The organism is Spirosoma arcticum, from assembly GCF_054779955.1.
Map to the genome: position 1 here is coordinate 208,611 of NZ_BAAGXG010000005.1, position 24,308 is coordinate 232,918.

The 24,308-nt window shown below is 55.0% G+C and carries 20 protein-coding genes; 10 read left to right on the forward strand and 10 right to left on the reverse strand.

Annotated features, from left to right (window positions below; translation table 11 throughout):
• The first annotated feature begins 28 nt into the window (after window positions 1–28).
• Complete coding sequence (accC, locus tag ACYVHB_RS13055; RefSeq protein WP_461052183.1) at window positions 29–1,372, forward strand: acetyl-CoA carboxylase biotin carboxylase subunit; 1,344 nt, start codon at window positions 29–31, stop codon at window positions 1,370–1,372.
• Window positions 1,373–1,620: 248 nt separating this feature from the next.
• Here the strand turns inward: accC and ACYVHB_RS13060 are convergent, their stop codons facing one another.
• Window positions 1,621–2,382, reverse strand: coding sequence for an AraC family ligand binding domain-containing protein (locus ACYVHB_RS13060; protein WP_461052184.1), 762 nt, complete (start codon window positions 2,380–2,382; stop codon window positions 1,621–1,623).
• A gap of 278 nt (window positions 2,383–2,660) precedes the next feature.
• Here ACYVHB_RS13060 and ACYVHB_RS13065 point away from each other — a divergent pair, with 278 nt between their 5' ends.
• The 3 genes from ACYVHB_RS13065 (at window position 2,661) to ACYVHB_RS13075 (ending at window position 6,774) form a co-directional block, all read left to right on the forward strand.
• Window positions 2,661–4,313 carry a sodium:solute symporter family transporter gene (locus ACYVHB_RS13065; protein WP_461052185.1) on the forward strand — a complete coding sequence of 551 codons (1,653 nt, stop codon included), beginning with the start codon at window positions 2,661–2,663 and terminating at the stop codon, window positions 4,311–4,313.
• 106 nt (window positions 4,314–4,419) lie between these two features.
• On the forward strand, window positions 4,420–5,286 hold the full coding sequence (locus ACYVHB_RS13070) for an inositol oxygenase family protein (RefSeq protein WP_461052186.1): 867 nt from the start codon (window positions 4,420–4,422) through the stop codon (window positions 5,284–5,286).
• 84 nt (window positions 5,287–5,370) lie between these two features.
• Window positions 5,371–6,774, forward strand: a complete 1,404-nt coding sequence (locus ACYVHB_RS13075; protein WP_461052187.1) for a high affinity choline transporter 1 — start codon at window positions 5,371–5,373, stop codon at window positions 6,772–6,774.
• On the opposite strand, the gene ACYVHB_RS13080 is transcribed toward ACYVHB_RS13075, so the two are convergent.
• From ACYVHB_RS13080 to ACYVHB_RS13090, 3 genes are read right to left on the reverse strand one after another with little or no spacing between them, the layout of a single operon-like run.
• Window positions 6,725–7,177, reverse strand: coding sequence for an NUDIX hydrolase (locus ACYVHB_RS13080; protein ID WP_461052188.1), 453 nt, complete (start codon window positions 7,175–7,177; stop codon window positions 6,725–6,727). The two genes, ACYVHB_RS13075 and ACYVHB_RS13080, sit on opposite strands and share 50 nt — an antisense overlap.
• A gap of 56 nt (window positions 7,178–7,233) precedes the next feature.
• Entirely contained in the window at window positions 7,234–8,430 is a 1,197-nt protein-coding gene (lhgO, locus tag ACYVHB_RS13085) for an L-2-hydroxyglutarate oxidase (RefSeq protein ID WP_461052189.1), read from the reverse strand.
• A 54-nt stretch (window positions 8,431–8,484) separates the two neighbouring features.
• Window positions 8,485–9,771 carry an anthranilate phosphoribosyltransferase gene (locus ACYVHB_RS13090; RefSeq protein ID WP_461052190.1) on the reverse strand — a complete coding sequence of 429 codons (1,287 nt, stop codon included), beginning with the start codon at window positions 9,769–9,771 and terminating at the stop codon, window positions 8,485–8,487.
• 333 nt (window positions 9,772–10,104) lie between these two features.
• On the opposite strand from ACYVHB_RS13090, the gene ACYVHB_RS13095 reads away from it, so the two are divergent.
• Window positions 10,105–12,651 (forward strand): family 20 glycosylhydrolase, encoded by a 2,547-nt coding sequence (locus ACYVHB_RS13095; RefSeq protein ID WP_461052191.1) that lies wholly within the window; start codon window positions 10,105–10,107, stop codon window positions 12,649–12,651.
• Window positions 12,652–12,690: 39 nt separating this feature from the next.
• Here ACYVHB_RS13095 and ACYVHB_RS13100 read toward each other — a convergent pair whose 3' ends face one another.
• A complete protein-coding gene (locus ACYVHB_RS13100; protein ID WP_461052192.1) occupies window positions 12,691–13,860 on the reverse strand; it encodes a nitrilase-related carbon-nitrogen hydrolase in 1,170 nt (389 codons plus the stop codon).
• A 61-nt stretch (window positions 13,861–13,921) separates the two neighbouring features.
• Between ACYVHB_RS13100 and ACYVHB_RS13105 the strand changes: the two genes are divergently transcribed.
• On the forward strand, window positions 13,922–14,686 hold the full coding sequence (locus ACYVHB_RS13105; RefSeq protein WP_461052193.1) for an SDR family NAD(P)-dependent oxidoreductase: 765 nt from the start codon (window positions 13,922–13,924) through the stop codon (window positions 14,684–14,686).
• A gap of 66 nt (window positions 14,687–14,752) precedes the next feature.
• Complete coding sequence (locus tag ACYVHB_RS13110; RefSeq protein WP_461052194.1) at window positions 14,753–16,576, forward strand: acyl-CoA dehydrogenase; 1,824 nt, start codon at window positions 14,753–14,755, stop codon at window positions 16,574–16,576.
• Window positions 16,577–16,645: 69 nt separating this feature from the next.
• Here ACYVHB_RS13110 and ACYVHB_RS13115 read toward each other — a convergent pair whose 3' ends face one another.
• A complete protein-coding gene (locus ACYVHB_RS13115) occupies window positions 16,646–16,972 on the reverse strand; it encodes a YegP family protein (protein ID WP_461052195.1) in 327 nt (108 codons plus the stop codon).
• 60 nt (window positions 16,973–17,032) lie between these two features.
• Window positions 17,033–17,446, reverse strand: a complete 414-nt coding sequence (gene ybeY, locus ACYVHB_RS13120; RefSeq protein WP_461052196.1) for an rRNA maturation RNase YbeY — start codon at window positions 17,444–17,446, stop codon at window positions 17,033–17,035.
• Between the two features lie 118 nt (window positions 17,447–17,564).
• Here ybeY and ACYVHB_RS13125 point away from each other — a divergent pair, with 118 nt between their 5' ends.
• The 3 genes from ACYVHB_RS13125 (at window position 17,565) to bioD (ending at window position 20,608) form a co-directional block, all read left to right on the forward strand.
• Entirely contained in the window at window positions 17,565–18,611 is a 1,047-nt protein-coding gene (locus ACYVHB_RS13125; RefSeq protein ID WP_461052197.1) for a zinc-binding dehydrogenase, read from the forward strand.
• 183 nt (window positions 18,612–18,794) lie between these two features.
• The gene (locus tag ACYVHB_RS13130; protein WP_461052198.1) at window positions 18,795–19,964 is read left to right on the forward strand and encodes an aminotransferase class I/II-fold pyridoxal phosphate-dependent enzyme; all 1,170 of its coding nucleotides are present in this window, start codon (window positions 18,795–18,797) and stop codon (window positions 19,962–19,964) included.
• On the forward strand, window positions 19,961–20,608 hold the full coding sequence (gene bioD / locus ACYVHB_RS13135) for a dethiobiotin synthase (protein WP_461052199.1): 648 nt from the start codon (window positions 19,961–19,963) through the stop codon (window positions 20,606–20,608). The genes ACYVHB_RS13130 and bioD overlap by 4 nt, the downstream gene beginning before the upstream one ends.
• Here the strand turns inward: bioD and ACYVHB_RS13140 are convergent.
• From ACYVHB_RS13140 to ACYVHB_RS13150, 3 genes are all read right to left on the reverse strand, one after another.
• A complete protein-coding gene (locus tag ACYVHB_RS13140; protein WP_461052200.1) occupies window positions 20,583–21,413 on the reverse strand; it encodes an aminotransferase class IV in 831 nt (276 codons plus the stop codon). The two genes, bioD and ACYVHB_RS13140, sit on opposite strands and share 26 nt — an antisense overlap.
• A gap of 38 nt (window positions 21,414–21,451) precedes the next feature.
• Complete coding sequence (locus ACYVHB_RS13145; RefSeq protein ID WP_461052201.1) at window positions 21,452–21,997, reverse strand: hypothetical protein; 546 nt, start codon at window positions 21,995–21,997, stop codon at window positions 21,452–21,454.
• Window positions 21,998–22,073: 76 nt separating this feature from the next.
• The gene (locus ACYVHB_RS13150; protein ID WP_461052202.1) at window positions 22,074–24,164 is read right to left on the reverse strand and encodes a ComEA family DNA-binding protein; all 2,091 of its coding nucleotides are present in this window, start codon (window positions 24,162–24,164) and stop codon (window positions 22,074–22,076) included.
• Between the last annotated feature and the right edge of the window lie 144 nt (window positions 24,165–24,308).

Below are 24,308 nucleotides of genomic sequence, written 5' to 3' on the forward strand. Positions count from 1 at the left end.
CTCATTCACTCATTCACTCATTTAGACCATGTTCAAAAAAATATTGATCGCCAATCGGGGGGAAATTGCCCTGCGGATCATCCGGACGTGCCGCGAAATGGGTATCCAGACGGTAGCCGTTTACTCAACGGCCGACCGGGATAGCCTCCACGTACGTTTCGCCGATGAAGCCGTTTGCATTGGTCCGCCCCCCAGTCGGCAGTCTTACCTGAGCGTTCCGAGCATCATTTCGGCCGCCGAAGTTACCGGTGCCGACGCTATTCATCCCGGCTACGGTTTTTTGTCGGAAAACGCGGAGTTTTCTCAAATCTGCGCCGATTACGGCATTAAATTTATTGGGGCTACCGCCGAACAAATCAACGGCATGGGCGACAAAGCAACCGCCAAAGCAACCATGAAAGCGGCCGGTGTGCCCGTCATTCCCGGTTCCGACGGCTTGCTGGAATCTGTTGAGCAAGGGCAGAAGCTATCGGCCGAGATGGGCTATCCCGTTATTGTGAAGGCAACGGCCGGGGGCGGTGGGCGCGGAATGCGTATTGTCCGGTCGGAAGACGAGTTTGAGAAAGCTTGGAACGACGCCCGCACCGAAGCCGGAGCTGCCTTTGGCAACGACGGCCTGTACTTGGAGAAGTTCGTGGAAGAACCCCGCCATATCGAAATTCAGATCGTTGGCGATCAATACGGTAATGTATGCCACCTCTCAGAGCGTGACTGCTCCATTCAGCGTCGGCACCAGAAGCTGGTCGAAGAAACGCCGTCGCCCATTGTATCGCCTGAACTGCGGGAGGAGATGGGCGAAGCAGCCATCAAGGGCGCTCAGGCTATTGGATACGAGGGAGCGGGTACGGTGGAGTTTCTGGTTGATAAGTACGGGCAGTTCTTCTTTATGGAGATGAACACCCGAATTCAGGTCGAGCATCCCATTACGGAAGAAGTAACGGATTTTGACCTTATCAAAGAGCAAATCAAAGTAGCCGCCGGTGCCGAAATTTCAGGGCGCAACTACACGCCGAAGCTCTTTGCGATGGAGTGCCGCATCAATGCCGAAGACCCGGCCAACGGCTTTCGACCGGCACCGGGTAAAATCACAGTGCTGCATTTGCCCGGTGGTCACGGCGTCCGGATCGACACGCATGTGTATGCAGGCTACACGATTCCCCCCAACTACGATTCCATGATTGCCAAGCTAATCGTGTCGGGGCAGTCACGGGAGGAAGTCATTACGCGCATGAAGCGAGCGTTGCAGGAGTTCGTCATTGAAGGCATCAAGACCACAATTCCGTTCCATATCCGGCTTATGGACGATCCCGTCTTTAAGTCCGGGAAGTTTACAACGGCCTTTCTCGATACGTTCGACTTTTCGAAGCTGTAGGATTTTAGCCAACGTTTTTTGTCGGTGAAAGCCGACTGTTATTACCGACAGTCGGCTTTTTAAGCGAACCTAACCCCATCCGCTGCTGAACCGGTCACCCCGAAGCGACCGGACTACGGACTAATGAACTGACCGAAAAAGCGGGCCGCACACATGCAGGCGATTTGTACCTCTGCCAGCCAGTTGCCAAAAACGTCTGACAAACTAATGCAACCCATCAGTGATACAGACAGACGATGAATTGACGATTAAAATTGGATTGCGAAGTAGGTGCTGCCTTCGTTGCCGACAGTATGAATAGCGTGGGATACATCCGATTCCACAAAGACAACATCTCCCACCTGCGCCCTATTCAACTTTCCCCCAATGTGGACCTCAACCGGATGATTCAGGAGAACCAGAATCTCGGCCGCCCGGTGAGTATGGGGCGGATAGCTCCGTAGACCCGCATCGAGCGTGGTGAGCTGCACGGCAACGCGGTTGCTCATCACGGTGGCACCGGTAAACATCCGTCGAGTACTCCCTTGGTGGTCAGCGGTGGCGGGCACTTCCTGCCAGTCGATCCAGAATGAGCCACCGGCGAGCCGGTACAAATCCAGATCCGGCACTTCGTTGGAGGTATACCGCACTATGTAATAAGTGAGAGGCTGGGCGGCCTTATTTTCTATCCGGTAGTCATCCCCTGGCATGATTAGCACTAAGCTGCCGGGTCCTAAATTTTTGCGTTTATCGCCAAGCGTCAGCGTTAGCTCACCGGCTTTGATGAGTAGCAGGGCCTCCTCATCGAGTTGTTGAGTAGGCTGGGCGGGCGGGTTGACCACTAAAGTTACGGCCTGAATGAATAAATGGGAAAAATCACGGGTAGCCCCTTCCAGCAGGATTCGCTCCTCGTAACCCGCCTGTTTGACCACCGGCGAATGATTCCAGGAATAGACATTCGACCCGATGGCCTGAGGGAAGGCAGGAAGGGCAGCCAATACGGCTATCCAGAAAAGCAGAAAAGGTCTCATTGAAAAGATAGCTGCCGTAACCGAGTGATTTCTACTTACAAACCCCGAGTCTGTTTCGTGCTTCTGGTGGTATCCATAGACTACGAAATTAGGCAGGGCTACCGTCAAAAACAAGCTAATAAGCGTCAACAACGTCAGTACCTACCCGCTTTTTTGAGCCGTCGTGAGGGTAATCCTGTGTATAAAATTTGACTACGGAATTAGTGAGTCACCCGCTCGCGTGGTAAAACGGACTCCCGCATTGCTTTATAGGTGAGCCCTAATCCCACTTCCCACCCATGAACCACCTTGCCACCGCCGATTATGTTGTTTTTGGTATCTACTTAGTCGTTGTCGTTGGCTACGGGTACTGGGTTTATCAACGGAAACGGGCGGCCGAGATGAGCACAAGCGACTTTTTCTTAGCCGAGGGGTCGCTGACGTGGTGGGCCATTGGCGCTTCGCTGATTGCGTCCAACATCTCGGCGGAGCATTTTATCGGTATGGCGGGGTCGGGCTTCGCCATGGGATTAGCGATTTCATCCTACGAGTGGATTGCGGCTGCAACGCTGGTAATTGTGGCTGTGTTTTTCATTCCGATCTACCTCCGAAATCATATCTACACGATGCCCCAGTTTCTGGCGCAACGCTACAGCGACACCGTCAGCACAATTCTGGCCGTGTTCTGGCTGGTGGTTTACGTAGTGGTCAATCTAACGTCAATTCTTTACTTGGGCGCGATTGCTATTGAGTCGCTGGCGGGCATTTCGTTTACCATCTGCACCCTTGGACTGGCCGTTTTCGCCATTTTTATCACGCTCGGCGGTATGAAAGTGATCGGCTACACCGACGTGATTCAGGTGGTTGTGTTGATTTTCGGTGGCTTGGTGGTAACTTACTTAGCCCTACAGTTAGTCGCGGAACAGTCGGGTGGTCTGACATCCGGGATAGCAGGCGTGTGGAACGGGATGGTGACGCTGCGGCAAGAGGCCGACAGCCATTTTCATATGTTTTTTGCTAAAGGTCACCCTTATTACGAAGTCTTGCCAGGTATGGCGTTGGTAACGGGCGGCATGTGGATCAATAACCTGTCGTACTGGGGCTGCAATCAGTACATCGTGCAACGTGCCTTAGGTGCCGACCTCAAGACCGCCCGCTCAGGCATCCTGTTTGCCGCTTTTCTGAAGTTGATGATTCCGCTAATCGTGGTTATTCCCGGCATTGCCGCCTACGTGCTGTACCAAAGCGGCCCGTTTCGGGCCGCTATGACCGACGCATCCGGCGTGGTAAAGCCCGATCAGGCTTACCCAGTGTTAATGAACCTGCTGCCGGTAGGCATGAAAGGACTGGCGTTTGCGGCCCTGACAGCCGCCATCGTGGCTTCTCTGGCGGGCAAGTGCAATTCTATTTCGACCATCTTCACGCTCGATATTTACAAGAAATACCTAAACAGAACGGCTTCGGAGCAAAAATTAGTCAACGTAGGCCGGTGGGCGGTGCTGGTCTCGTTTGCGGTGGCCGTAGTGATAGCACCAATGCTGCGGTCGCTCGATCAGGTGTATCAGTACATTCAGGAGTACACGAACTTCATCACACCGGGTGTATTTGCCATTTTTCTGCTGGGTTTCTTTTGGAAACGGGCCACCAACCGGGCCGCGCTAACGGTAGCCATTCTGACAATTCCGCTGTCAATTTTGCTTAAATTCTGGCCGGAAGTGACGGGTCTGGCGGGAATCGAATCCGACTCCATTCCGTTTCTGCACCGAACAACCTGGGTATTTTGTATCGACGTGGCGCTGATGGTCGTTGTATCCCTGACCGATCCTACGCAGGCAGCAGCGGGCAAAGGGTTGATCGTTGACCGGCAACTGTTTCGCGTTTCCCGTTCGTTCGTAGCCGGGTCAGTGGGTATTTTTGCAATCCTGGCCGTGCTGTATTCGGTGTTTTGGTAGGTTATTCCGGAGCTATTTTTTAGCTGAATCAACAAAAAATAGTCACTTAATCGGTTGACCATTAAATTTTTATCTACGTTTACAGACCGAAAATAGCTTACTCGATATGACTGCTTTCAACAACGCCGAACTTAGCCCCCTCGCGAGTCTCGACCAATGGGAAGACGACCTGCTGGTCCGCTACCCCGAAACGGCTACCAAAGCCAAAGACGATTACCGGAACTACGACGACCCGGCGCGGGATACCGTTCGGGAGTTTTACCGGCTTAATCATACCTACCAGACGTACGATTTTGTGCGGGCAAAAGAAGCTGAGTTTCTGCGTTTCGACAAAAAAGAACTGCCTGTTTGGGGCGCAATGGAATTCCTCAACACCCTCGTCGACGACTCCGACCCGGACACCGACCTCGACCAGCTTCAGCACCTGCTCCAAACCGCCGAGGCCATCCGCGCCGACGGGCACCCCGACTGGTTTGTGCTGACGGGATTCCTGCACGACATGGGCAAGGTACTGTGTCTGTTCGGCGAGCCACAGTGGGCCGTGGTGGGCGACACGTTCCCGGTTGGTTGCCAGCATTCGGACAAGATTGTTTACCCGGAATATTTTGCCAACAACCCCGATAGTCAGGACAAGTGGTACAACACCAAATATGGCGTTTACGAACCCAATTGTGGACTGCGCAACGTGCACATGTCGTGGGGTCACGACGAATACCTGTACCAATTAATGAAGGATTACTTACCCGAGCCAGCGCTGTACATGATGCGCTATCACTCGTTCTATGCCCAACACCGTGAGGAGGCTTACGATCACCTGATGGACGACCACGACCGAGCTATGTTTAACTGGGTGCGGGCGTTCAATCCGTACGATTTGTATTCTAAAAGTCCCAGGCCACCAGTAGTGAGCGAGTTAAAGCCCTATTATCAGGAGTTGATTGCGAAGTATCTGCCCGCAACGGTACGGTTATAAGTCTCCGCAATTTACTTTTACGAAGCCGAAACAAACGCGCCGTTTGTTTCGGCTTTTTATTTACTATGTCTTTATTCTGCGTCGATGCTTCTTCTCTTCATCGCCCTCTACCTACTGTCTAATGTTGCCGTGGGCGCGTGGGCGGCCCGACGCGTGACAACGTCGCAGGATTTTGTGCTGGCGGGTCGGCGGTTGCCGCTGGTGCTGGCTGCGTCTGTTACGTTCGCGACCTGGTTCGGCTCGGAGACGATTATGGGTGCCCCCGCGATGTTTGTCGAGGGTGGCATTCCCGCCGTAATCGAAGAGCCGTTTGGATCGGCGCTGTGTCTATTTTTAGTGGGGGCTTTCTTCGCCCGTCCGCTGTACCGGCTCAACATCACTACGTTCTGTGACTATTTCCGCGTTCGGTTCGGGCGGGCGGCTGAGCTACTGTCGGCCGTGATGGTTATTCCGTCCTATTTTAGCTGGATTGCGGCCCAACTTATCGCCATTGGCATCGTGCTAAGCGTTGTGACGGACATTCCCCGCGAGTACTGCATCCTCTTCAGCGCAACAATCGTCATGCTCTACACGCTATTAGGCGGGATGTGGTCCATCTCAATAACCGATTTCTTCCATAACCTAATCATTATCATTGCCTTGTTAGTGCTGGCCGTTCTGCTCTGGAATCAGGTTGGTGGTTGGGACACCATTCAGCAACAAACGCCCGAAGGATTTTTTCGGTTTACGCCCAAAGCGACGATCAAAGACTGGGTCGAGTACTTAGCCGCTTGGTTTACGATTGGATTAGGCTCCATTCCGCAACAGGACATTTTCCAGCGCGTGATGGCCGCTAAAACGGAGAATACTGCCGTGCGGGCCTCTTACGTAGCGTCGGGTATGTACCTGACCGTGGCCATGTTGCCCCTGTTCATTGCGCTGAGTGCCCGAATTCTCCACCCAAATCTGGGCAAAGACAATCAGCTCATCATTCCCAATATGGTTATGCAATACGGGAGTTTGCCATTGCAGGTACTGTTCTTTGGGGCAGTCACGTCGGCAATATTGAGTGTGTCGAGCGGGGCGATCCTGGCCCCGGCGGCCGTTTTTGGCGAGAACATTGTGAAGTTTTTCCGGCCAAGCCTCAGCGACCGGGCGTTGCTGAAAACCATCCGGTTGGCCGTCGTGGTCATTACGGTCATCTGCGTCTGGATGAGCACCGCCCGCGATACTAACATCTTCGATCTTGTCGGCGAATCGTCGGCGTTCAGTTTGGTATCGCTGTTTGTGCCGCTCACGGCCGGTATTTACTGGAAACGGGCCAACCTAACGGGTTGCCTGTGGTCAATGGCGGTTGGGCTGTGCGTTTGGCTACTGTGTTTGTGGGTTGACACGGAGTACTCACCCATGATGATTGGTCTGTTAGCCAGCACAATTGCGATGGTAGCGGGGAGCTTACTTACCCAAAATACTGTTGAGCAATCCGTCCAACGTAGCCCAAATACGTAGCGGTGCTAAACCACGGCTGAATCTTCGCCCCAACATTTGGGTATAAGTTTAGCTGGTCCAGCCCGACAACCGGTACCCACACCAGTTCGAGCGCAGTGGTTTCGGCGGGGTTCAGCGTAGGCTCACCCTTGAGATTGCGGGCGGCAAAGACGACATGCAGCACATCGTCGCTGCGTTCGGAGAGGAGCATTTCACCGGCCAGAATCATCTCGCCAATATCGACCGACACCCCTAACTCCTCCTGCAATTCGCGGATGACTGTTTCGGGCAGCGTTTCGCCCCGGTCGCAGCTACCTCCGGGCAGCGCAAACACATCCTGCCCGCCATATTGATAACGCATAAGCAGAATCTCAGTCTGGTTCTCGTGCTGGCGCCAGATGAGCACGGAAGGGCGAACTTTCATACCTGTTTATCAATAAATTCATGAACACCTAAAAAACAAAATACCCACGCACTGCCTTAAAACCGCGCCAGCACTTTCTCCGATACGGTTTTCCCAATCGAAAGCGACGACGTCGCGGCTGGCGACGGCGCATTTACTACGTTGATCGCCTTGTCGGTTTCCAGAATGGCAAAGTCATCCAGCAGACCACCCGTGCGGTCACAGGCCTGCGCCCGCACGCCCGCGCCCCCGGCTTCGAGATCGCTCTCCTGCACGGCTGGAATCAACTCCTGCAACGCTTTCGTAAACGCCGATTTGGAAAAGGAGCGGTACATTTCACCCAGGCCCGTTTGCCAATATTTAGCCGCCACCTTCTGAAATCCAGGCCACGACAGCGTTTCGTACAGTTCCTTCAGATCAACGTCGGACTTAGCGTAGCCTTCGCGCCGGAACGCCAGCACCGCATTCGGACCCGCTTCTACGCCCCCGTGAATCATACGGGTGAAATGAACGCCCAGAAATGGAAAGTTGGGGTCAGGAACGGGATAAATCAGGTTTTTGACCAAGTACTGCTTGTCTGCCCGAATCTTGAAATATTCACCCCGGAACGGTACAATTCGCACGTCAATAGCGTCGCGCTGTGTCAGTTGAGCTATTTTATCGGAGTAAAGCCCGGCACAGTTGACGACGAGTTTGGTTTCGTACCGATTTTTATCGGTCACCACAATACTCAAACTCTGGCCCGGCGTCACCTGCTCCACGCGTTCGCCCAGGCGAATTTTGCCCCCCAGCAACTGGAATTTCTGGGCGTACTTGTCGGACACCTGCTTGTAGTTGATGATGCCCGTTTGCGGCACGAACATCCCGGCAACCCCATTCACGTGCGGTTCGATCTCGCGCAGTTCGGCCAGTGTCATCATCCGTAAACCGCCCAGCCCGTTTTGTTGCCCGCGTGTGTGCAACATGTCTAACTGCGGTATTTCTTCCTGCTTGGTAGCCACCACAATCTTACCGCAGAGATCGTAGGCAATCCCTTCGGCGTCGCAGAAGTCGAGCAACATTCGGTAGCCTCGAATGCAGTTGGTGGCTTTCAGGCTGCCCGGTTTGTAATACAGCCCGGAGTGGATTACGCCGGAGTTATGACCCGTTTGGTGACGGGCCACGTCCGGTTCTTTCTCGATGAGTACGACGTTTAAATTGGGTTGTTGTTGTTTAAGTTGCAGCGCGGTGGCTAAACCAACAATGCCTCCGCCAATAATCGTTACGTCTGTCATGATAGAGTGGCGAACTGCCCGCCACAAAGGTACGGCTTTCGGCCTAACACATCCCTACCGCAACTGCCCTTCGATCCAGTCCAGACCCCGGCCGTAGAGCGCATGGGCGAACCGCACCCGGTTGTCGAAATCAGCGTCGGGGGTGTGCCCGTCGGTCATGAACTGGCGCACCAGCCGGGCGTTGTCGAGGGCCTGAGGCTGGTCGTGCTTCGTTTCAGTTTCGGTTCTGAACGACGCGAAAGCGGGTGCGTCGCCCTCAAACTGCTGAAAAAACAAATGCCCTTTTGGTGTTCGGACGGCGCACAACACTCCACACGCCCGGCTGGTCGATGGGGCCAGACTCCCCTCCAAACCCCTTTTCAAGACAATTACCCCGTCGAAACCAGCCAGCATGGCCAGTTCGGCCATCTTCATCTGGTAGGTGATGTGAAACACCGACGTAACCAGAATGCGGGCGTGGCAGGGGTTCAGCACTTTTTCGAGCGTTGCCAGAAAGGGACGTTTGATAATCGTTCGTCGCCGGTCGACCCAGCGGTTGAGCGCGGGCGAGAGGGCTTTTTGATCCAATACCCAGCCGTGATGAGCCGGGGGCACGTTGAGTTCATGGTTACTTTGCAAAAACTGACACCCCATGTGCATGTATAAATCGAGCGCGTTGAGCGTGAACTTAGGCCCACCCGAACGCCCCACCATCGACACAGCCCCGTAGCCGCGTTTCTGAAAAAATTGCGCCAGCAGGGGCGTAATCAAATAGCAATTATCAACACCATCGAATGGGTCGGCTACCTGAATGAGCGGTCGGTCGGCGCAGCTCATCGGCCCGAATCCGGGCGAGTACGTGCGCTCAACGGCCCGCATCAGACCGTGGTACTCTTCGTTGGTCTCATGCCGAACACGCATAATACTGGCCGCCAGCCCCCGGAACGTCTCGCAGTCCACCTCCGGGGGGAGTCCCGCGCTGAACAAATAATCGCCCAACTGCTCCGCTTCACTAACCTGAAGATGATGTCCCCGCACTAATTTGGTGGCAATGGGATGCATACCGACGGGCAACTTGGTACATACTTTATTGATAAAAAACGTCGGGTGCGAAAAAGACCCTTTGCCAATTACGGCCTCCAGCGTCATCTCCTCCGGTGTTGGCCCTTTGGCCAGTAGTGCACCCAAAAACGCCCCCCGCTGAAGTGGATGAGCGTTGAGATCGGCCAACGCCTGCCGACACTCAGCCAGCAAATCGGGCGGCAGGGGTTTACTGCCGTACTTGCCGATGCCAATGTGTTTAATACCCCGGCCGAGGGTCGTAGTAGCCGGGGCGTCCAAAGTCAGGCTGACGATTGACATAGTGAAGAACAAGGGATACGTGTGTAAGTAAAAGTACGCAGGAAACCGCTACCTATTTGCAGCGTTGACCCGGATAAATTAGTCACATTTACACCATCAAGTTGTAGTCATCAATTGATGTACAGACGAACATCATTCAGAAAACAATGATTAAACTTGTTATCTGACGGTTCGCCAGGACCACTTATGCGCAATGAAAACTTCCCGGCTTTATGAATGTAGTAAAAACAGGGTGGCGTACGCTTACTTTTGCTGGTTGAACTAATTGGCCAAATCCCTTCTATTTAAAGCTTGTTTGGTTGGCTGCTCCTTACTTTCCCCTTATTTCTCCCCATGCGAATCTGTTTCTCCAGTCTGTTTGTGCTTTGCCTACCCTTGCTTACGGCCTGCGGACAAACGCCATCGGGTGCGCTGTCAGCGGTCAATAGCTCAAAGCCGCTGACAATTACCCTAAAGCTGGCCGACAATAATTATCGCGGTCAGCCCCGTTCGCGTTCGGCGCTGACGTTAACCAACACCGGCAATGCGCCCCTGCCTGCCACCGGCTGGAAGCTGTACTTCAACGACGGAGACCCAGCCACGTTTGATGCAGCAGTGGCGCGGGTAACGGCGGCCAACGGCGATCTGTTTTACCTTAGTCCCGGCCCGGCGTTTAAAGCCATTCCGCCCGGTGGGTCGGCGACGGTAGCGTTCCTGTCGGGCAAAATTCGCAGTGCTACCGATTACGCGGCTGGGTTTTACCTTGTCTTCAACAATAAACTGGCGCAGGCATTTCCCATTGCGCTGACCATCGACCCGGCGAACCAGTTCGAAAAATCCGACCGGCGGGTAACGGAACGAATCTTTGAGCAGAACGCCCTGATTCAGCCAGTCGCCGACGATAAGCTGCTGAAACTAATTCCAACTCCGGTTTCGTATCAGGCGACGGAACAGCCGTTTCAATTAGATAATCAGGTTACCCTTGTGGCCGATAGTGTGTTTAGCCCGGAAGCAGACCTGCTGGCTAACCTGATAGGTTCAATCGTCGGCAAAAAACCAACTATTCAGCCGCGGGCGACGGGCCGGACTATTTCACTTCGTAAGAGTCTGACCCTGGCGCCCGAAGGCTACGAACTGCGCATTGACCAGACCAGCGTTCAGGTGTCAGCCTCAACGCGGGCGGGTATGTTTTACGCCATTCAGTCGATACAGATGCTGATGCCGCCCAGTATGCTGGCCGACAAACCGAGTTCAGTCAGCTTACCCGGTCTGGTGATTCGTGATGCACCCCGTTTTGGTTACCGCGCCCTGCTGTTGGACGTAGCCCGTAATTTTCAGCCTAAGTCTGAAGTGCTCAAAGTGCTGAATCTGATGGCTTTGTACAAGCTTAACGTGCTACACCTGCACTTCAGCGACGACGAAGGCTGGCGTGTCGAAATACCGTCGCTGCCCGAACTGACGGCGGTGGGGTCCAAACGGGCGCACGCCCCCAATGAATCGGCCAACATCATTCCGGCCTACGGCTCCGGTCCTACTGGCGACAACCCATCCGGAACCGGCTTTTACAGCAAGGCCGACTTCATAGAAATTCTACGATACGCCCACGACCGCCACATCGAGGTAATTCCCGAAATTGAATCGCCGGGTCACGCCAGGGCCGCCCTGCGAGCAATGGATGCCCGCTACAACCGCCTGATAAAAGCCGGAAATAAGGTCGAGGCCGAGCGGTATCTGTTGCACGATCTGGGCGACAAATCGGTCTACCAGTCAGTGCAGGGTTTTACGGATAACGTGATTGACGTGGCCCTGCCATCTACCTACACCTTCATGGAGCGGGTGATCGACGACCTGCGGAGCATGTACAAAGAAGCCGGTGCACCCCTAAACACAATCCACCTCGGGGGCGACGAGGTGCCCGCTGGCGTCTGGACAAAATCGCCCGCCGTTGGTCGGTTAGCCGCTACCAACCCGTCGGCCGCATCGCCCAATGGATTGTGGGTGTACTACTTCGGCAAGATCAACCAGATTCTCAAGAGCCGGGGCCTGTTTGTGTCGGGTTGGGAAGAAGCCGGACTGCGGAAAGTGACGCAGAACGGCAAGTCGGTCTGGGTGCCTAATGAGGCATACGCGACTCAAAAGTTCAGGGTTAATGTCTGGTTGAACAGCCCCGGTTCCGGCTCCGAAGACCTCGCCTACCGAATGGCCAACGCGGGCTACAAGGTCGTGCTGACGGCGGTTACCCATCTGTATCTGGATATGGCCTATAACAGTTCGTCGGGCGAGCCGGGGCAGTACTGGGGCGGCTACGTCGACATTGAAAAGCCGTTTTCTTTTATTCCTTACAACTACCTGCGCAATCTGAAAGACGATCAGACCGGCCAGCGGATCAACCCGTCGATTATCAAAGGCCGGGTTCCGCTCACCGAAAAAGGGAGGGCCAACATCGTGGGCATTGAGGGACCGCTCTGGGCCGAAACCAACAAATCACCGGAAGATCTGGAATACAAACTGCTGCCCAAGATGCTGGCGTTGGCCGAACGGGCCTGGGCCAAAGACCCGGCCTGGGCCGTTGAAACCGACCAGGCCAGAAGCGATCAGCTCTACCGCCAGGCCTGGTCTGAGTTCATCAGCACGGTGGGCAAACGCGAACTGCCCCGGCTCGACGTATATGGTGGTGGATTTCAATACCGAATTCCAACGGCGGGGGCCAAGCTGATCGGTGGCAAGGTGGCGGCCAACGTGCAGTTACCGGGCCTGACGATCCGCTACACCACCGACGGCACCGAACCCACCCCGGCCAGCCCGGTGTATACCGAACCTATTGCGGCCACCGGCCCCGTGAAGCTGAAGGTGTTCAACACCCGGAACCGGGCCGGACGAACGGTGACGATCACTCCATAACAAGCAGGTTCCTCGCCCAGTGGCCGTTTTTGGTGAAGGTTAGAGCCATAGGCACGTCAGCGCGGCACCATCCACGCGCCGGACCGATTTAGGACCTGTTTCACCGTTCACAATGAGGGTTGTACCATCGGTGCCCAAATCCCAGAGCTTACCTCGTAGAAACACGTTCAACCCTTTAGTGATGCCCGCTTCCGGTGTGGCGCGGCCCACCATGGCATACGCCAGCCAGGCTTGCCCCTCGGTAATGCGCCCCACGTCGGCGCGGGCGTCGGCGGGTGTTTTTGTGCCGCTGTAGCCGCGCCAGACCGTTTTCCAGACGCCGTCGCCCGCCGAGTACGATGGGACCGCCAGCAGCGTAGCCCCCTTCTGCCGCAACGTTTTGTAGACTGGTGCATTCCACGAGTCGGCGCAGACCAGCACTCCCAAGTTGCCAACGGGCGTATCGAAAACCGGCACATCGGCGGGGCTGGTGGGGCACACAAACGGCAGCTCGTCATTGATGGGGTACACCTTGCGGATCAACTGCGGATCGAGCCGACCGTCGGGATGGAAAACCGCCGAGACATTGTAAAGCGGCCCCTTACCAACGATTAATTTACCGCCCTGTACTGTTGGGTCGGGCAGCAGAATGGAACCAGCTACGATTGTCACGGCAAACTCAGCCGCCAGCATATCGAACGCCAGTTGATACGCTTCGGCCATCTGACGGGCTTTCATGGCAAACACGGCGTACTTCGTTTTGTCAGTGACGCCGTCGGGTGCACTTCGGTAGGCGTTCCAGAAGTTAAGAGGACTCGCCAACACCAGTGTAGTCAACGCATCCTGCACGGTTTGGGACGTATAAACCCGATTCGGCTCGTCTGATGCGACCAACCAAGTGCCAAGGTATTCGGGGAAAATAACAATCGTTTTTTGGGGGACGATCAGTCCGCTGTCTTTTGCCGTTTGAAGATACGTATGGAGTTTTTCCCGAAAACGTAGCCCATCGCGGTAGTCATCGGGCGCCATCCACGGCTGAATACCGAGTAGATTACCACGCCCGTCGTTCGTGTTGATCCGGTTTATAGGACTGATTACCCGTTCATACGTTACGCTTTTTGCCGGGCTGTTGCCTTTGTTGAGCCAACCCCACCAAGTTAGAGAAGCTGCGTAGTATAAAATGAGCCCTACCGCAAGAGCGTAGACGTAATTACGAACGGTTGTGTTCATACAAAACCACTATTTAACTACAAAATAGCACTATTTTTCGGCAACATATAAAATCACCTTCATGACGAGTTTTACCAGCCAGATTGCCTTCATCACCGGAGCCGGTTCAGGAATTGGGCGGGCCACGGCGCTTGCGTTTGCCCAAGCGGGCGCTAAAATCATTGTCTCCGACATAAACGACGCGGGCGGGCACGAAACAGTTAATCAAATCAAAGCCGCTGGGGGCGAGTGCACGTACGTCACCTGTAACGTTGCTGATCCGGGTCAGGTCGAGACCGCAATTCAGCAAACCGTCGACACGTACGGCCGGTTAGATATTGGCATTAATAACGCGGGAATCGGCGGCAAATTCGGTCGGCTGCTGGACCAAACTTCTCAGGACTTCGATCAGATGATGGCCATCAACGTAGGTGGCGTATTTTACGGAATGCAGGCGCAAATTCGGCAGATGCTGGCGCAGGCGAATCCCGGCGGAAAAATAGTGAACGTATCCAGCATTGCGGGGGTACGTGGGATGCCGATGGGCGGGCCGTACAGTGCCTCGAAACACGCCGTGCTGGGCCTGACGAAAACAGCCGCGCTGGAATACGTCCGGCAGAATATCCGAGTTAATGCCATTTGCCCGGTTTACACGCACTCGGCCATGGTCGACGGCCTCATCAACACGGCTCCCGGCATGGAAGATCGGATGCGCCGGGTGATCCCCATTGGGCGGTTTGGTCAGCCGGAGGAGATTGCCCAAGCTATTTTGTGGCTCTGCTCCGACGAAAACGCGTTCTGCACCGGCCAGGCCATTCAAATGGACGGGGGGCTGACGGCGGGGTGAATTAACTAATAATGTATCGTTTGTGGATTCCCAATTGATGTATCCACTGCTACAATCAATCAAAGCATGGCCAACCAATTCTATTCTCCCCGTGACCTGCGTTTCCACCTCTATGAAGTCCTCGACGCCGAGCGCCTGACGCAGTTTCCGTACTTCGCCGACCACGACCGCGAGTCGTTCGAGATGGTGCTGGATGCGGCCGGGCAGATCGGCGAGACGCTGCTCAAACCCCTGCTGACGGTGATGGACCGCGACGAACCGCAGCTCGTGGATGGCAAAATCCGGGTGCATCGGCAGATGGGGTCCATCATCCGCAAATTTGGCGATGATGGCTGGATCAACGCGCCGTTCAGTTACGACGAGGGCGGGCAGCAGCTTCCGGCCACGATCATGAACGCAGCCACGTTTGTGTTTGGCGCAGCTAATTATTCGGCCAGCGTGTTTCCGTTTTTGACCACCGGCGCGGCCAACCTGCTGCGCTCGTTTGGGTCGCCGGAATTAGTCGAGCGTTTCACGCCCAACATGTACGCCGGTCGCTGGCAGGGAACGATGGCGCTCACCGAACCCGACGCCGGGTCGTCGCTCTCCGACATCAGCACCTCGGCCGAACCAATTGACGAACCTGGCCGGTACGCCGGTGCGGTGGATTCACCCAGTGCCTACCAGATTCGAGGTCAGAAAATTTATATCTCGGCGGGCGATCACGACGCGGTCGAAAACGTGGTGCATCTGATGCTGGCCAAAATTAAAGGTGGACCCGCTGGCGCTAAAGGTATCTCACTTTTCGCTGTACCGCAGAAACGGCTGGAGGGCAACGTACTCGTTGACAACGACGTACTAACGGCGGGCGTATATCACAAAATGGGCTACAAAGGTGCTCCCATTGCCCACCTGATGGTTGGCTCCAACGACGGAACAGTGGGTTACCTCGTCGGCGAACCGCATCAGGGGCTGCGCTACATGTTCCAGATGATGAACGAAGCCCGCGTTGGCGTTGGCATGAACGCCGTGTCAATCGGCACGGCCGCCTACTACGCATCGCTCGAATACGCCCGCGAACGCCCGCAGGGACGCCACATTACCGAAAAAAATGCGGCTCTGCCCCAAACACCAATCATTCGCCATGCTGACGTGAAGCGGATGCTGCTGTTCCAGAAATCGGTACTGGAGGGGTCGCTGGGGCTGTTGCTGTATTGTAGCTACCTCTCCGACGTTGCGCACGCGGGGGAAGGGCAGGCGAAAGCCGATGCGGTTCTGCTGCTGGATTTGCTGACACCAATTGCTAAATCGTACCCATCCGAGATGGGAACCCTGACTACGAGCGCGGCTGTGCAGATTTTGGGTGGGGCGGGTTACACGACCGATTTTCCGGTGGAGCAGTTTTACCGCGAGGCCCGCATTCACCCCATCCATGAAGGCACCACGGGTATTCACGGGCTGGATCTACTGGGCCGCAAAGTCACCATGCACAACGGCCGGGCGGTTCAACTGCTAATGACCGCCATTCAAACCGATCTGGACGGTGCCCGTCAACACTCCGAACTACTGCCACTCACCAACCAGCTTACAACCGCGCTGAACCGGTTAGATGCCGTTACTAAGCACCTGCTTAGCTTAGCTCCCATTAATCACGAAGCCTTTTTGTCCGACGCGACGCTGTATTTGGAGCTGTTCGGCATCGTTACGCTGGCGTGGCAGTGGCTCCGGCAGGCCACGGTAGCAACGGCCGCTTTACCTATTGCTGACGGTGATGATCCTCATTTCTACTACGGCAAGCTGATGGCCACCCGGTATTTTTACGAATACGAGTTAGTGAAGGTCCACGGGCTATCGCAGCGGTTGCAGTCGAACGACCGGGTGACGGTAGAGATGAAAAACGAGTGGTTCTAAACAGGTATCAGTGAGCAGCCAGCAGTGAACAGATACGCTCGCATTAACTGCTGGCTGCTCATTACGGGGTTACTCGGCTTCTACTTCGGCATCGGGGGCGTTTTTCTTTACTGATTCGATCCCATTTTCGCGGCCGCTTTCGCTTTCGTACGTTTCGCTACTACCAATGACCTGTCCGTTAGCCGCTTTGAGGTTGAATCGGAATTTACCCGCGTTGGTCGTGGTGCGTTCGTAACGGGCATCGTCGGGCGCGTTTTTCTTCACCGACTCGACACCGTTCGTGCAGCCACTCTGCGATGAATAGCCTTCACTGGTTAAAATAACCTGCCCGTTACCGGCTTTCAGGTTGAACTGAAATTCTCCGTTTTTGCGGGTAGAAATTACGAACTTGCCCATAATACCAATCTGATTTAGTGAATGTTGGTTGACTTAGTTGACTCGTGTAGAAAGTAGTTGTCACCATTTTTCTAACCAGCCCTCTTCTTTTGCCCGCATTAGCACAACATCATCGTCGGATTTGTCGCCGTAACCACAAAGATGGAGCAACCCGTGGGCCAATACCCGGCGCATCTCTCCGTCGGCCGGGACACCCAACTGCGTTGCGTTATCCGTCACGCGGTCGACACTGATGAAAATGTCGCCCTCAATCCGACCTTCGTCTTCGCTCGTGTCAAACGTAATAATGTCGGTGTAATAATCGTGCTGTAAGTGCTCGCGGTTAACTTGCAGGAGGTACTCATCGGAGCAGAAGATATAATTTAGCTCACCCACGGCATAACCTTCGCGTTCGGCCTGCTGTTTAAGCCACTGGCGCGTCACCTGCTTTTGAGGTAGTTTATACGGTACGTCCTCGTTGAAAAATCGAATCATATTGCGGTCCTTTGTCGTGCCGGATGGTCAACAGATATGGCTGGAAGCAAGACAAAAGTAGGCTATTCACTCCGCTTCGGCGTACCGATTCACTCTTTCACTCATTCGCTCTTCCACTATGAAAGCCATTCTTCTTGCCGAAACGCATCAGCCCGTTCAGTTCACCGACGCACCGACGCCGACGCCCGGACCCGGCGAAGTGCTGGTGAACATCCGGGCGGCTGCGCTTAATCACCGGGACGTCTTCATTCAGAAAGGCATGTACCCCGGCGTCAAACTTCCCGTCATTCTGGGGTCCGACGGGGCGGGCGTTGTGGCGAACGTTGGCGAGGGCGTCGATCCAGTATGGCGGGGCCGGGAGGTCATTATTAATTGCTCACTCAACTGGGGCGCTAACCCAAATTTTTACGGATCGGATTTCAAAATTCTCGGTATGCCCGATAACGGGACGTTTGCAGAGTACGTAGCCGTACCAGCGAAATACATCCATCACAAACCGACGCATCTAACCTTTGCGCAGGCGGCTGCGTTGCCATTAGCGGGCCTAACGGCCTGGCGAGCGCTCATGACGCGGGCGGGCCTGCACACAACGGGTACGCAAACGCCCGAAAAAGTCCTGATTACCGGCATTGGTGGTGGTGCGGCCTTGTTTGCGCTGCAATTTGCTGTGGGGGGCGGAGCCGAAGTTTGGGTAACGTCTGGGTCGGATGAGAAGCTTGCCAACGCGCAGGCACTCGGTGCCACGGGGGGCGTCAACTACCGCGAACCGGATTGGGCGAAAACGCTCATAACCAAAACGGGCGGTGGTCGTACGGGCCATCCAGCCCGGGGCTATTTTGATGTTATCATCGACAGCGCGGGTGGAGCGGGTTTCGCTAAATTAATTGACGTAGCCGCACCGGGTGGGCGGATTGCTCTGTTTGGCGGCACCACCGGCAATCTGACGGACATCGCTCCGCCGAAAGTATTCTTCAAGCAGTTAGCGATCTTTGGATCGACGATGGGAACCGAACGTGAGTTTACCGACATGATTGCCTTCGTCACGGCTAAAAAAATGATACCCGTCGTTGACGAAACGTTTCCATTAGCCGATGCCGAACTGGCTTTGCGCCGGATGGATGAAGGAAAGCAATTTGGCAAGATTGTCCTGAATGTCAGCCCGTAACCAATTGAGTAAGGCGTAAGTTTTGCGCTTTTAGCACCATTTAATCATTTTATATAGGATAAGTCAGATGTCCAATTAGTTATCCACAAACCAGGTGTGGATAACCAGTAGTTTATTCACATTTCTTCTAATGCTCTCTTCCAATAACAAGTCTGTTTATAGGCTATATTACACTCAGGTTACATGACCACACGGCTAAAAAGCGTATGCAATGTGTTATCAGATCGGTTGACTACCCGCCAGCAATCCGGCCTGTTGCGTCAACTCCGAACCGCTGACAATCTAATTGATTTCTGTTCGAACGACTACCTCGGATTTGCCCACTCGACCGAGCTTCGGGCGGCAATTCAGCGGGCGAACACTGATGAAATAGCCCTGCAAACGGGCGCAACTGGCTCCCGGCTTCTCGCGGGCCATTCGGAATTAGCTAATGAGGTTGAGCAGGAACTGGCCTTGTTTTATCAGGCTGAAACGGCGTTGTTGTTTAATTCCGGTTACGACGCCAACCTTGGTCTGCTGGCCTGCCTGCCGAAAGTGGGTGACACGCTCCTGACCGACGAACTCGTTCACGCCAGTACGATTGATGGTGCCCGGCTCAGCTATGCTACCCGGCGTCGATTTCGCCACAACGACCTCGCTGACCTCGCCGACCAACTTTGTCAGGAAGTCAGTTTGCAAGCGCCGGGACAGGTGTTTGTGGCGGTCGAATCAGTCTATTCGATGGATGGCGACGTGGCTCCATTGCGGGAGATGGCGGACCTGTGCGACCACTACGGCGCGGCCCTTATCGTGGACGAAGCACACGCAACGGGCATTTATGGACCCACTGGCGAGGGCTTAACCGTGGCGCTGGGTTTGCAGGACCGCGTTTTTGCGCGGGTTCACACATTCGGAAAAGCACTGGGCGTTCATGGCGCGGCTGTCGTTGGCCCGGCCGTACTGCGCGATTACCTCATCAACTTTGCCCGGCCGTTTATTTATTCAACAGCCCTGCCACCCCATAGTCTGCTGGCCATTCGCTGCGCTCATGAACACCTGCAAACGCATCCCAGCGCCCGCGAGCAACTCTGGAATCGACTTGTCTATTTCCCGCAATGCATTGCCAGGGCACTACCCGGCCGCACCTGGACCAGTAGTCAGTCGCCCATTCAATGCCTGATTGTGCCCGGTAATGACAACGCCCGTCGGGTGGCAGCAATTGTACAAAACGCCGGTTTTGACGTTCGGGCCATCCTCAGCCCCACCGTTCCGGCCGGTCTGGAACGGCTGCGCATTTGCGTTCATGCCAACAATACCGAAGCCGAAATTGACCAACTGATTGCCTTTTTGAGCGAAATCGAACTAATCCCATGAGGGAACCACTGCATCTAATCGTGGCCGGTATCGGTACCGAAGTTGGTAAGACGGTTGCATCGGCCGTGTTGGTGGAAGCCCTGAAAGCGGATTATTGGAAACCTATTCAATCAGGGTCACTAATCGACTCGGACACGGAGACAGTACGTCGGTTGGTGAGCAATCCAGTCACCCGTTTCCACCCGGAAGCGTACCGGCTGACGCAGCCGCTGTCGCCCCACGCAGCCGCCGAACTCGATGGTGTACGGATTGAATTAGACGGTATCAGGGCTCCCCAAACCGACAATACGTTAGTTATTGAACTGGCCGGTGGGCTGATGGTGCCACTCAACGACCACGATCTGACCATCGACTGGGTCGCGCAGTCAGGTCTGCCGGTGGCATTAATTTCCCGTAATTATCTGGGCAGCATTAACCACACGCTCTTGTCAGTCGAAGCATGCCGGAGCCGAACCATTCCAATTTTAGGCCTTATTTTCAACGGTCCAGCCGTTCCAGCAACGGAGACGTTTGTGCTGAACTACACAAGTTTACCCTGCATTGGTCGGATCGGACAGGAAGAAACCATCACCCAGGCGGTCATAAAGAAGTACGCCGATACCATTGACTTGTCGCTCCTTACCACGCTTCGATCAAAGCATTGAAGCGCTCCAGCAGAAATCGGGAAGTGGGGCCAACGTGCCCGTCGCCGATGGTAAGTTCGCCGATCTGAGTGATAGGCAGCACTTTCTTGGTCGAGCTGGTGGTGAAGGCTTCATCGGCATCATAGAGTTCGGAGAGTAACACCGGCCGCTCTTCAACTGTCAATTCGGTCTGCGCCAGTTGCATGACCGTTCGGCGGGTGATGCCGTGCAGAATGTGCCGGTCGGACGTGATGAGCCGGTTGCCTTTGACGAGAAAAAAGTTGCTCCGGCTTAGTTCGCTGATTTCGCCCCCTTTCTGATACAGCAAGTCCGACGCCCCGGCCGCCCGAATCGCTTCGGCCATCAGGATAACGCGTTTATAATCCGTGCTTTTCACCTCGGCCATTTCCCGAACGTAATCGTCCAGGATCACCTTGATTCCCTGCTGATACTGCACCGGTGGCACGGGATGAATGGCTTCGGTGAGAATTAGCAGGTTGGGCCGTTCGACGCTGATGCTGTCGGCCGAGTAGCCACCCGTCAGCACAAATCGAAATGCCGTGTCGAACGCAACCCCGCCACCACGCTCCATTAAATCCATCAGAACGGCGTACGTCTCATCTTTACCGAGTGGCAATGGCAGGTGCATCCGCGATGCCGAGTTTTGGAACCGCTCCCAGTACCAGTCCCATTGGAACGGCCGCCCGTTGTAGGTCAGGAAGTAGTCGAACAGGCCGTAGCCCCGGAGCAAACCAAGGTCGGCTGTGCCAATGGACAATTGATCGACGGGGGCAACGGTGCCATTGAAATAGCCGTAGTGAGCCATGCGATTGGAATCAATGAAAGGGCAAAGATAGGCCGTACTTACAACCGAACGGCAATGTTCTCGCTCACTACAGCGGGGGTGTCCGCTTGTTTTTTCAAAAACTCTTCCCGCTTCTTTAACTCTGTTTTCAGCGCAGCAATTTCGTTGGTGATGCGGTTCCATTCGGCGTCCTGCGTAAAGTCATACGTAGTGCGCTTGGTAATCTGGACGCTGGCACTGGCGTACTGAATCGTGTTCTGACGTACCACACCCTGCGAATCGGCATAATCACCTTCGCCATCCATTGGCGTCAAAGCGGGCAGATTGGTCATCGACCCGGTATCGTCGGGAGTTTCCTGTCCGGGCAACGAGGCCGGTCGCTGATCTTCTTCGCGCATTACCCGCGCCTGATACGCCGATGCGGTTTTGAGTTTGTTGATAATTGTTTTGATATATAGCTCATACCGCTTCATCTCAACGTACGTCTTGAGCAGATCGTAGTTGCCGCCGTCGATAATCTGATTGGCGTGATCGTTGGCGAGGCTAACGATGGCCGTTTTGGTAATCGTCCGGTCGAGGGTGCCAATCGGCTGGATAAAGCCCATGTTGTGGTTGATTATGGGATGAGGTATCGACCGTGAAATTGTGAAATTTTCGGGAAACGTACATCGAGCCTTATCCTTAGAACCGCCACCGTGCCTGTACTTTTACTTCCGATTTGTGGGGCTTGCCGATCTCGTCGAGGCTGGAGCCAACGGTTTCGACGTTGGTGTAGTCGGTTCTGGCCCAGCGCACCCACAAATCGAGGTGACGGCTCAGATTATACTGCGCCAGCAGGTAATGCCGGACGCCCCGGTTGAAGTAGGCTGGAAACGAAAACGCGTAGAGCACGTCGCGTTCGTAAACGTACTGCCGACTATCATAATCATCCGTTCCGAACAGGGCCACGCGCCCACTCAGGCTTAGTTTCTTGTAGTCGAGCGTGGCATCCTGAACCAGGGCGAACCCGCGCGACGCCGACTGGCTCTGGTATGCAAAGCTACCCCACTGCACCCGCGACCGCAGCGACAGCCCATGAATCGGCACATAATCAGCGTTCAGTGCTACAGTTTGGCGGACGGTTCCCACAACGGCTTTGGTTTTGCTCACTGAAGCAGGCAAATTTTTCTCTTTATGCTCTTCGTGGTACACCGCGTAGAAAGCCGTTTTTCGATTGGGCGTGTAGCGGGCCTGGAGCAGGTAATCGAATCCGGCTGAGGGCGCATCGACTAAATATTTCCACCACGGGAAGCGATACACATCCACAAACCCGCCGAGCGTAATCTGGCGGTAAACGGTGTATTTGAGACCCAGATACGCACCGGTCTCGTTGCTGTTGCGGCTCCCTTCGCTGAAGGCATTGGCGTAGAAACTGTGGAAATTCCGGTCGTAATGCCGGACAGCTAAGGCTACATCTACTTTTTTGGTTAGGCTACCCAGCACACCCGCCACCGCGCCGATGCCACCCGAATTGGTCTGGGACCCACCACTCCGGGCCATCTCGCCAAACAGATTCCAGTTTCGCCAAACGTAGCCGCCGTGCAGCCCGATCACAAGGTTCTGCTTTCCCGTAAACTCATACCGATTGTAAGCCAAATCACGCTTGCGGTAATACGCGTCGAATGTCGTTTGCAGTACGGTCAGGCCAATTTGCCCTTGCTGCCGATTGTGGTAGAGCACGTGCGCTCCGAGATTGGTTTCGTGCAGACTACCCTGATCGCCCATCTCGGACGGGGTGCGGTGCAGTCCCGACGTTTGCAGCGATGTGGCTACGATTCCCTCGGTCACGTCTGCAGTTGTGTTGGCATCGCGCCGAAGTCTTGATGCCAGTAGTGTTACGTCGATGTTAGGGTGCAAGGCGTAGGTGGCCGTTGCACCCCGGAAGTAGCCATACTCGGTGAGCGACGTGTAGGGCCGCGCACCCAGCGTCGGCCGACGAACGGTTTGCACGGTTTCGGCGCTCTTGCCCAGCACAAACCCCGCCGACAGCACTAAACCCTGACCAATTTGCATCTGGTAATCGCCGAGGAGAATGTTCCGCCAGCGCCCCCGGTTTTGCACCTGTGCGTGAACCGATACGTAGTCGGCCCCGTAGCGACGCTTCTTCGGTTGCCAGCCTGGTACCTCGCCGGGGTCCTGCTCCATAGTCAGGCCTACACTAAACGCGCGGGGACGACTGTACCGGTAGCGGGCGTACCACTGACCGGGGTTTCCGGTATAGCGGGTGGGCAAAGTTCCTTTCTTGTCAGGATTAGCCTCGGAAAAACCTTTTTGTTGCTCAATAGTACGCTCGTAGCGGACAATCAGGTAGTTGTCAGTTGGGGTGGGCAGCGCCCCAAATAGCCGGGAGTTTTCCGCCACCGTCACGAACGGCAGCAGTCGCCGAATCGTCGGCCCGTCGAAGTTGGGCACGGCCTGAAGCTCGTAAATGGAAAGCAGGTCACCATACTCGGCGCGGTAGGTGGTTAAACTGCTCAACTGCCGTTCGGTAAGCAGATACGTCGCCGACAGTTCGTCGCGGGTAGCCCGATTCAGGTCCAGCGGGTTGGCGTAGAGTTGAGTGAGGGCATCAAAAACCGCTTCGTAGTCGATGCCTTCGGTCTGAACTGGAAACAAATCCTGAATCGACTGACTGATGGCATCCGCGTTACGACGGGTGACAGGCTGACGCTGAGAGAAAGCCGGTAGGGCAGCAAGCAATCCAACCACGGCCAGCACAAAAAGAGTACGCACAGTCTTCTTCAATCAAGTTACGGAATGCTGCGATATGAATCGGAGCACCTAATTTGGCCGAAGATAAGCGTTTCAACGTATTATGTATACCGAGTGTTCGTATTTAGATACTATCCATCTCTGATTTATCTCCCGGACGTGGCC

What these genes read in the sequence shown, in the direction of transcription:
- accC (WP_461052183.1), top strand. Translation starts at nt 29, where the DNA reads ATGTTCAAAAAAATATTGATCGCCAATCGGGGGGAAATTGCCCTGCGG.
- ACYVHB_RS13060 (WP_461052184.1), bottom strand. Translation starts at nt 2,382, where the DNA reads ATGAGACCTTTTCTGCTTTTCTGGATAGCCGTATTGGCTGCCCTTCCT.
- ACYVHB_RS13065 (WP_461052185.1), top strand. Translation starts at nt 2,661, where the DNA reads ATGAACCACCTTGCCACCGCCGATTATGTTGTTTTTGGTATCTACTTA.
- ACYVHB_RS13070 (WP_461052186.1), top strand. Translation starts at nt 4,420, where the DNA reads ATGACTGCTTTCAACAACGCCGAACTTAGCCCCCTCGCGAGTCTCGAC.
- ACYVHB_RS13075 (WP_461052187.1), top strand. Translation starts at nt 5,371, where the DNA reads ATGCTTCTTCTCTTCATCGCCCTCTACCTACTGTCTAATGTTGCCGTG.
- ACYVHB_RS13080 (WP_461052188.1), bottom strand. Translation starts at nt 7,177, where the DNA reads ATGAAAGTTCGCCCTTCCGTGCTCATCTGGCGCCAGCACGAGAACCAG.
- lhgO (WP_461052189.1), bottom strand. Translation starts at nt 8,430, where the DNA reads ATGACAGACGTAACGATTATTGGCGGAGGCATTGTTGGTTTAGCCACC.
- ACYVHB_RS13090 (WP_461052190.1), bottom strand. Translation starts at nt 9,771, where the DNA reads ATGTCAATCGTCAGCCTGACTTTGGACGCCCCGGCTACTACGACCCTC.
- ACYVHB_RS13095 (WP_461052191.1), top strand. Translation starts at nt 10,105, where the DNA reads ATGCGAATCTGTTTCTCCAGTCTGTTTGTGCTTTGCCTACCCTTGCTT.
- ACYVHB_RS13100 (WP_461052192.1), bottom strand. Translation starts at nt 13,860, where the DNA reads ATGAACACAACCGTTCGTAATTACGTCTACGCTCTTGCGGTAGGGCTC.
- ACYVHB_RS13105 (WP_461052193.1), top strand. Translation starts at nt 13,922, where the DNA reads ATGACGAGTTTTACCAGCCAGATTGCCTTCATCACCGGAGCCGGTTCA.
- ACYVHB_RS13110 (WP_461052194.1), top strand. Translation starts at nt 14,753, where the DNA reads ATGGCCAACCAATTCTATTCTCCCCGTGACCTGCGTTTCCACCTCTAT.
- ACYVHB_RS13115 (WP_461052195.1), bottom strand. Translation starts at nt 16,972, where the DNA reads ATGGGCAAGTTCGTAATTTCTACCCGCAAAAACGGAGAATTTCAGTTC.
- ybeY (WP_461052196.1), bottom strand. Translation starts at nt 17,446, where the DNA reads ATGATTCGATTTTTCAACGAGGACGTACCGTATAAACTACCTCAAAAG.
- ACYVHB_RS13125 (WP_461052197.1), top strand. Translation starts at nt 17,565, where the DNA reads ATGAAAGCCATTCTTCTTGCCGAAACGCATCAGCCCGTTCAGTTCACC.
- ACYVHB_RS13130 (WP_461052198.1), top strand. Translation starts at nt 18,795, where the DNA reads ATGACCACACGGCTAAAAAGCGTATGCAATGTGTTATCAGATCGGTTG.
- bioD (WP_461052199.1), top strand. Translation starts at nt 19,961, where the DNA reads ATGAGGGAACCACTGCATCTAATCGTGGCCGGTATCGGTACCGAAGTT.
- ACYVHB_RS13140 (WP_461052200.1), bottom strand. Translation starts at nt 21,413, where the DNA reads ATGGCTCACTACGGCTATTTCAATGGCACCGTTGCCCCCGTCGATCAA.
- ACYVHB_RS13145 (WP_461052201.1), bottom strand. Translation starts at nt 21,997, where the DNA reads ATGGGCTTTATCCAGCCGATTGGCACCCTCGACCGGACGATTACCAAA.